This is a genomic window from Serratia sp. ME47, assembly GCF_903970925.1.
GTDB lineage: Bacteria > Pseudomonadota > Gammaproteobacteria > Enterobacterales > Enterobacteriaceae > Serratia > Serratia ureilytica.
The window spans coordinates 1-6,816 of record NZ_CAJCKE010000051.1 but is presented as its reverse complement, the minus strand read 5'-3'; the positions used below and the strand labels follow the sequence as shown (position 1 = coordinate 6,816).

12 protein-coding genes are annotated in these 6,816 nt (G+C 51.4%); 10 read left to right on the top strand and 2 right to left on the bottom strand.

The window, feature by feature from the left end:
- Positions 1 to 41: 41 nt before the first annotated feature.
- Positions 42 to 203, bottom strand: coding sequence for a hypothetical protein (locus H7A77_RS25095; RefSeq protein WP_154640411.1), 162 nt, complete (start codon positions 201 to 203; stop codon positions 42 to 44).
- A 463-nt stretch (positions 204 to 666) separates the two neighbouring features.
- The gene (locus H7A77_RS25090) at positions 667 to 1,344 is read right to left on the bottom strand and encodes a S24 family peptidase (RefSeq protein ID WP_060446915.1); all 678 of its coding nucleotides are present in this window, start codon (positions 1,342 to 1,344) and stop codon (positions 667 to 669) included.
- A 107-nt stretch (positions 1,345 to 1,451) separates the two neighbouring features.
- On the opposite strand from H7A77_RS25090, the gene H7A77_RS25085 reads away from it, so the two are divergent.
- From H7A77_RS25085 to H7A77_RS25040, 10 genes are all read left to right on the top strand, one after another.
- A complete protein-coding gene (locus H7A77_RS25085) occupies positions 1,452 to 1,673 on the top strand; it encodes a helix-turn-helix domain-containing protein (protein WP_072271169.1) in 222 nt (73 codons plus the stop codon).
- 31 nt (positions 1,674 to 1,704) lie between these two features.
- A complete protein-coding gene (locus tag H7A77_RS25080) occupies positions 1,705 to 1,998 on the top strand; it encodes a CII family transcriptional regulator (RefSeq protein ID WP_159360862.1) in 294 nt (97 codons plus the stop codon).
- A gap of 133 nt (positions 1,999 to 2,131) precedes the next feature.
- The gene (locus tag H7A77_RS25075; RefSeq protein ID WP_182074811.1) at positions 2,132 to 2,314 is read left to right on the top strand and encodes a DUF4222 domain-containing protein; all 183 of its coding nucleotides are present in this window, start codon (positions 2,132 to 2,134) and stop codon (positions 2,312 to 2,314) included.
- Positions 2,311 to 3,225, top strand: a complete 915-nt coding sequence (locus tag H7A77_RS25070) for a helix-turn-helix domain-containing protein (protein WP_182074810.1) — start codon at positions 2,311 to 2,313, stop codon at positions 3,223 to 3,225. The genes H7A77_RS25075 and H7A77_RS25070 overlap by 4 nt, the downstream gene beginning before the upstream one ends.
- Positions 3,222 to 3,941: a replication protein P gene (locus H7A77_RS25065; RefSeq protein WP_182074809.1), complete on the top strand. Its 720-nt coding sequence runs from the start codon at positions 3,222 to 3,224 to the stop codon at positions 3,939 to 3,941. Before H7A77_RS25070 ends, H7A77_RS25065 begins: the two co-directional genes overlap by 4 nt.
- Positions 3,938 to 4,912, top strand: coding sequence for a DUF968 domain-containing protein (locus tag H7A77_RS25060; RefSeq protein WP_182074808.1), 975 nt, complete (start codon positions 3,938 to 3,940; stop codon positions 4,910 to 4,912). The genes H7A77_RS25065 and H7A77_RS25060 overlap by 4 nt, the downstream gene beginning before the upstream one ends.
- Entirely contained in the window at positions 4,909 to 5,103 is a 195-nt protein-coding gene (locus tag H7A77_RS25055; RefSeq protein ID WP_182074807.1) for a hypothetical protein, read from the top strand. The genes H7A77_RS25060 and H7A77_RS25055 overlap by 4 nt, the downstream gene beginning before the upstream one ends.
- A complete protein-coding gene (locus H7A77_RS25050; RefSeq protein ID WP_060706489.1) occupies positions 5,100 to 5,498 on the top strand; it encodes an antiterminator Q family protein in 399 nt (132 codons plus the stop codon). The genes H7A77_RS25055 and H7A77_RS25050 overlap by 4 nt, the downstream gene beginning before the upstream one ends.
- 158 nt (positions 5,499 to 5,656) lie before the next feature.
- Positions 5,657 to 6,205, top strand: a complete 549-nt coding sequence (locus H7A77_RS25045; protein ID WP_255443914.1) for a hypothetical protein — start codon at positions 5,657 to 5,659, stop codon at positions 6,203 to 6,205.
- Positions 6,206 to 6,379: 174 nt separating this feature from the next.
- A complete protein-coding gene (locus H7A77_RS25040) occupies positions 6,380 to 6,553 on the top strand; it encodes a hypothetical protein (protein WP_162838024.1) in 174 nt (57 codons plus the stop codon).
- The last annotated feature ends 263 nt before the right edge of the window (positions 6,554 to 6,816 follow it).

Here is a 6,816-nt window from a genome sequence, read left to right as displayed (position 1 = left end):
GGTCGTTGTGATTTTTACCTTCATCATGTAACCCTCTGCTGTTAGTTGGCGCACTGGTGCTTTTTGCTGAATACGCGCTGAGCCTGGATTGCTTTGCCTGCATCCGGTGTGCGGTAGAAAACCTCGCGGCATTTGTTGCAGAACAGAACCTTCAGGCCGTGACCATCAGTACCCCAGCCAACGTGCTCATTGATTGCTTTCATCGTGCAGCTCCTCAGTGGTTTTATGCCTACCGCCCCACACTGGCAGCGGCAGGGTAAAAGCACTCCGTAACCGTTACATTTTCCAGCCCTCCAGTTGTTTGCCTGTTCACGTTGCTGGGTCAGGCTCCCGCGCTTATGTCCCCTTGCACCCGTCATAGCCGAAGCTGATAAGAGCAAGCGGGGTTAAAAGTCTTTCTCCCTAAAGAACGTTACCGGTCGATCCCTCTCGGGGCCGGGGAGTGATTGCGTCGCTCACCCCTGGGCGTCTTACCTGTGTGGCTTCCTGCCGGTGACGTTGTTGCTGTCGATGGATTAAAATGTACAGGCAAAACTGTATTTAGTAAACAGGAAAAACTGTAAAAATTACAGGTCATGATGTAATCCAATGATTTGGAAAAGATTAAAGTTTGAAATTTAGGCGAAAAAAAACCTCGCCGAAGCGAGGTCTTGAATTTGAGAGGGATTAACTTATTGTGACGCCATACCAGAACACTGCGCCAACTACCCTGATTTTGTTGCTATCGTCACCCATATATATTTCATCGGGGTACTCATCAGTGTTGAATGACCGTAGACGCACTCCACCAGGGAGGCGATACAAAATCTTCACCCGCGCCATACCGTCATGATCCAATGCATAGATCTTTCCGTCTTTTATCTCCCTGTTACCAGTATTGATGGCGACTGTAGCTCCATCAGGGAGAACGGGCTCCATGCTGTTACCCCAGACCGACATACAAGCCGCTTCTTCGGGCTTTACTCCAAGTTTTTTTAAGCTACGGAGTGAGAACTTTAGCTTTCTACCCTCGCAGTCAAGCTCTACCACTCTACCATTCCCCGCAGCTAACTGAGCCTCTTTGAAGAAAGGCAGGTAGACATCATCTTCATCTTCTTCTTCATCGTCTGTCCAGAGTGAAATACCGTCCAAAGGCGTCGCATTCGACTCTTGGACACCGGTTTTTAGCCACTGCATTGAGCACTTAAGAGCTTGAGACAGTTCAAATATTTTTCTCGGGTTTTTTGTCTCACCATTTTCAATGCTTGCAATTGACTGTTGCCGAATACCAACCAGATCAGCAAGTTCTGTTTGAGTAATACCAAGCGCTTCGCGCCTAGTTCGTACCCTTTCTGCAAGGCTCATAACCCCTCTCCGCCATTAATGAACAGCGCAAATCTTCACAGTAAATACTGTATTTGACAAACAGGCTTGCCTGTAGAACAATACAGATAAAACTGTAGGAGAGCGCAATGAATACAGGTAACACACTTTCGCATCGGGCAAAGGCTCGACGGATCGAGCTTGGTCTTACACAAGCCGAAGTTGCAGAGCTAGCTGGGATTACTCAGCAGTCATACCAGCAACTCGAGGCTGGGGAAACGAAGAGGCCCAGAAACTTACTGGAGATTTCTTCAGCCCTTAAATGCACAGCCCATTGGCTGATGTATGGAAAACGCAAACTTTCTTCGTGAAAGCAACATTTCAACATAACGGAAATTGTAAATGGAATCAGTCGCAACAACACGCAACGAAGCTCAGGCGATTCAGAGCGACATCATGAGCCGCATTGCAGCTATCGGAGTGACAAGCCTGGCCAGCGCGATCGGCGTTGATAAATCGCAGGTGAGCCGCTGGCAGAGCAAAGGGGGGCTGGTGGAGAAAGCGAGCCTGCTGCTGGCCGCTACCGGCTTTAAGCGTTCGGAAACCATGCTGACGTTCAGGGGCGAGGAAACCGCAGAGCTGGCGCGTGGGTTAATGGCGATGCTTGAGCACATCCGGGAACCAAAGACGGAATAGGGGGCTTTATGGCCTGGGGCAAGAAGAAAGCCGAGCAGTTGCAGCTGGTCGGCAATCACTTTTCTAACTGGGAGTTCTGCAATGAACAGCCTGATTGTTATCGATATGTCGGTATCTCGTCAAGGGTTGAAAAATGTCCTGCTCGCAAAGTACTGAGCTCGATCGGTATTACACGGACTGGCGGGGCGTGCAGGTTCACGTCATCCGCTGGGATCGGGTTGAGCGCCAGGTCATTTTCACGCGAGAGGGCTATCCGCATGAGTGCATGCAGCCCCTTGAGAGGTTCAAAGAGAAATTTAAGCGGGTGGATGTATGAGCATGATCCTGATGGCAACGGCCATGAAAATTAAGGTGGGTAACCCACTGCGCAAGCTGGTGCTCATCAAAATGGCTGACAACGCCAACGATGACGGCGAATGCTGGCCGTCGTACCAACACATTGCCGATCATTGCGAGTGCAGCAAGAGCGCGGTAAAGGCACATATCACGGCATTGATAACTATGGGGTTGCTATCAAAAGAGAACCGCCTTGGTAGCAACAATGGGAAGGGCAACACGTCAAATATTTACCAGTTGACCTTGGGTAACCCTGTGTCGTCAGAAAACACAGCCCCTATGGCAGGAAAAAGCACAGCCCCTGTGCCGTCAAAAAACACAGGTGGGTCAGGAGAAAGCACAGGTGTGGTGTCAGAAAGCACAGCCCCTGTGTCACCTGCTGGCACCCCCTGTGGCAGCACGTGGCACCAGAACCTATCACTAGAACCTAAAGACAATAAATCTTCTTGTCAGGTCGCTACGCAACCCGACGAATCAGACGAGGAGAAGTTTTTATCTCGGCATCCTGAAGCTGCTGTGTTCAGTGCCAAGAAAAAAATCTGGGGTAGTGCTGAAGACCTGAAGTGCGCGGAGTGGATCCGCTCTCGCATCGTGAAGCTGTATGAGCAAGCCGCCGAAAGCGATGGGGAAGTCGCCAGACCGAAGGAACCTAACTGGGCAGACTGGGCAAACGAAATCCGCCTGATGTGCTCTCAGGACGGACGCACACACAAGCAGATCTGTGAGCTGTTCGCGAAGGCAAACCGGGATCCATTCTGGTGCAAGAACATCCTGAGCCCGTCAAAGCTGCGCGAGAAGTGGGATGATCTGACGCTGAAGCTTAGCGCCAACCCTGCCGGCGCGTCTGGTGGACACTGGAACACTGCCGAAGCCTGGGGTAACACGCTATGAATAAATTCATGAGTGCCATTCAAAATCGCGATGGTGGAGCCTTGGCGCGGATGATGCCAGCGGAGCCACAGGCGCGGGTAGTCAATGGGAATGCGGAAAAATTGGTTGATCTGCTGTTCACCAACCTCATGCAAGTCTTTCCTGCGGCAAAACAGACAGCGTTGAGCACGCCAGCAGAAGTCGCTGCAGCAAAGCGTCAGTGGATCCTGGCATTCGCAGAGAACGGGATCACCTCGGTGGAACAACTGCAAGCTGGAATGCGTATGGCCCGACAGCAGGAAAGCGATTTTTGGCCGAGCTGTGGGAAGTTCATTGGCTGGTGCAAAACGGGCGCAGCTTTGAATGCCGGCCTGCCATCGGTTGATGAGGTTGAGGAGGAGTTCAAACGCTACAGCGCTAATCGCGGTCACGTCCGCCCAGAAGATTTCAACTGGTCGGCTCCGGTCATGTACTGGATTGTGATCGACGTTCGTCACCAGATGCTCCAGTACAACCACACAGAAAGTGAGATCCGGAAGTCAATTCAGCAGCACCTCAATCGCTGGGCTAAACGACTGGCTAAGGGCGAGCGCGTGCCAACCCCCGCGCCACAAATCGCCTACAAGCAGCATATCGCAGCCCCTTCAGAGCTGATGGATAAAGACGGCAAATTTCAGCGCAAAGGTGAAGAGCTGCTGGCTCGCATTCGCGCCAAAAAACAGGGACAACCGACATGAGAGCGATAGTCAAAGCAGCTGTACAGCGTGATCTGGGTATTGCCCTGATCCCGGTAGACGAAAAACTGGCGCCGTACATGACAGGCCGCGTGATGGTTACCACGTTGCCGGACGAGTTCAAGAGTTCGCCTGAAGGCATTCTGCCAGCGGTGGAGCATGAAATCGCAAATGACCCGCGCCTGCAAGATTTCTTCCAGCATGAGCGCGTGACGAACGCCTGCGGTGGAGTTAACGCGGTTGAAGCCTGGGCGACGCAGTTCACGAAATGCCAGTACAGCAAGCATGATCGGCCGGCGACGATTCTGGACACTGAACGGGTAGGGCATTCAGCTGTTCGCATCTGCCCGCAGTGCTACAAACAAAGCCTGGGTGTATCACCGAAGATTGAAAAAATCGCTGCTCGCAACACGGCGCGCTGGGTAGTGGCAACGGCAAAACACCGTCTGAAGTCTGAGGGACAGCTGACAATCCCTGAGCTGATGCTGTGGGCCATGCTGTCCGGCGTATTCGACCTGATCCCCGATGATGTCGCGCGCACCGTCACCGACTTGCCAGAACCGAAGGTGATCACCGGCATCCGCAAAGAATCCGACATGGATTGCCAGCCGGCGGCCACTGCGATTATCTCCAAACAGGCAGTCAAGTGCTTCACCGTAGACCCGGCGCCACAAAAGGCCTTTATGCTGCGGCCGAAGCTTACGCGCGTAGAGGACAGCAAATATACCCGCTGGGTTAAGAGTCGTCCTTGCTGCGGTTGCGGCGCCCGTGCTGATGACCCTCACCATATCATCGGCCACGGCCTGGGAGGGATGGGAACGAAGCCCAGCGACTACCTGACAATCCCGCTGTGCCGTACATGTCACCGCAAACTGCATGACGACCCAGCGGCATGGGAAGCGGAACATGGTAGCCAAACCGATTTGCTGGCGCAGTTCCTGGATTACTCCATCGGCATCGGGGCGATCGCATGAAAGAGGTGACCATAACACGCCAGCAGTACCTGAACGTCTGCGACGCGCTGCTGAACACAGCCAATCTGAATGAGCAGCTTTTGCTGCTCTCAACCGCCGACAAACGATCAGAAAGAGTTCATCGCCAAGCCAGCAAGCTATTGCAAAAAATTCGCCAGCAACTTCAGGAAGCCGTGGGAGAAAAAGCATGAGAGACATCCAGCTAGTTTTAGAGCGTTGGGGCCAGTGGGCGAAAGACAACAGCGGCGTGGACTACTCTCCGATCGCAGCAGGATTTAAGGGGCTTCTGCCGAATACGAGCAAGAGTAAGCCTTCATGTTGCGACAATGACGGTCTGATTGTTGACGGCGCCGTGGGTAGATTGAAGAAGGTACGCGACGAAAGAGAGCTTGGGGTAATCATGCTGCACTATCGATACGGAGTATCAAAATCGGAGATAGCCCGTAGATGGAAGGTTTCAGAAGGGAACATAAGGCAAAAGCTGATGATGGCAGAAAGCTTTATAGAGGGCTGTTTGGCTATGACCGGGGCGACGCTTGAGATGGACGCTTGGACAAGCAGATCGGAAATTTCGGCTGTCGCGTAAATTTCCGCTTTTCGTTACGAATTTTACTGGCTATTGTGATAAGAGTGGTTACGCAGTGACGTAGCTTATCAACTTTTAAAACCTCGCTTCGGCGGGGTTTTTTCAAGTGCTGTTAGTTTGAAAAGGTGTAAAATGACCCCATGTAACTATTGAAGAACATGGATCACCGCATGCTTTCTTTGGACGAGATCGGCCAATCTGTAAGGAACAATCTTCAACTCATTATCGATTCTCAACGGCTTAAGTTAGCTGTAGGGCCAATCTCAGATCAGGACTACCGAATTCTAACTGGTGGTTTTGGTGAGTTAGAATGGGATGTGGGGTTGTGTGATTACGGAAACGACCCTAACCATTTTGAGTTTTGCGTGAAGCTGGTCAAAGATGCTGTTGAAGCGGTTCCGTCAGGTGTGAGCTTGAGTGTTTATGGGATAACAGACAGAGTTTTCCGAATTCACATGATAGAGCGCTTTAACAGGGACGATAAGGAACACCCATTGAAAGGTCGAATGGTGCTCCTTACTTTGATGGCGGCGTATCTGTTCTGCATGGCAGTGGAAGCCGTCAGTGTTCAAATCGTGGAGCCAGTGCGAGAACTCATTGAATACTACACTAGCTTTGGGTTTGTCATGACAGAGTGCGGCTACATCATGGTTGCAGACGTTGTCACTCTTGAAAGAGCTTTTGAAAAATTCTACGAAGGTGTCTAAATTTTTAGCACGAAAACAGTAGACGCAAATCTTCAAAATGATAGGATGAGCCTCCCGACAGTAGAGAACTACTGAAAATGCAGCTGTAGATGAAGTTGCGAGGTTGGGAGTTTTTAGCAGAGATGCTAGAATGTTTCTTAATGAGAACCATGTTGGGACTCATAAGGGGTTTATATGAAAGAGCAAAAAGTAGCCAAGACTGAAGTTAAGTTCGACACAAAAAGCGCATTTGCGAGAATGGGCGCTGCTGTTGAAATTCTAATGAAGGCTGCCCCGAACGCTTTTGAGCACAAAGCTCAGTGCAGCGAACAACAGGGCCGTCCTCGTAGCAGAAAAGCAGTAGCTTAAGCTTTTCGCAGGCACTTTTTGTAACCCGCCAAATGGCGGGTTTCTTTTTTTCTAAATTCACCACAAGCAACAACAAGAATCTACGAGCCCCGGCCTAACCGCTGGGGCTTTTTGCATTTCAGCCCCAGCCAACGGACGACACACGGCACCCTCTTACCGGCAGCGTTTACGGCTGGTGGCTGAACCCTACCCATAACCCGAAGCCGGGAAAGAGCCCCGGAAGGGGGAGGTTATGAAAATGCCCTGGAAGAACGAACCCAACA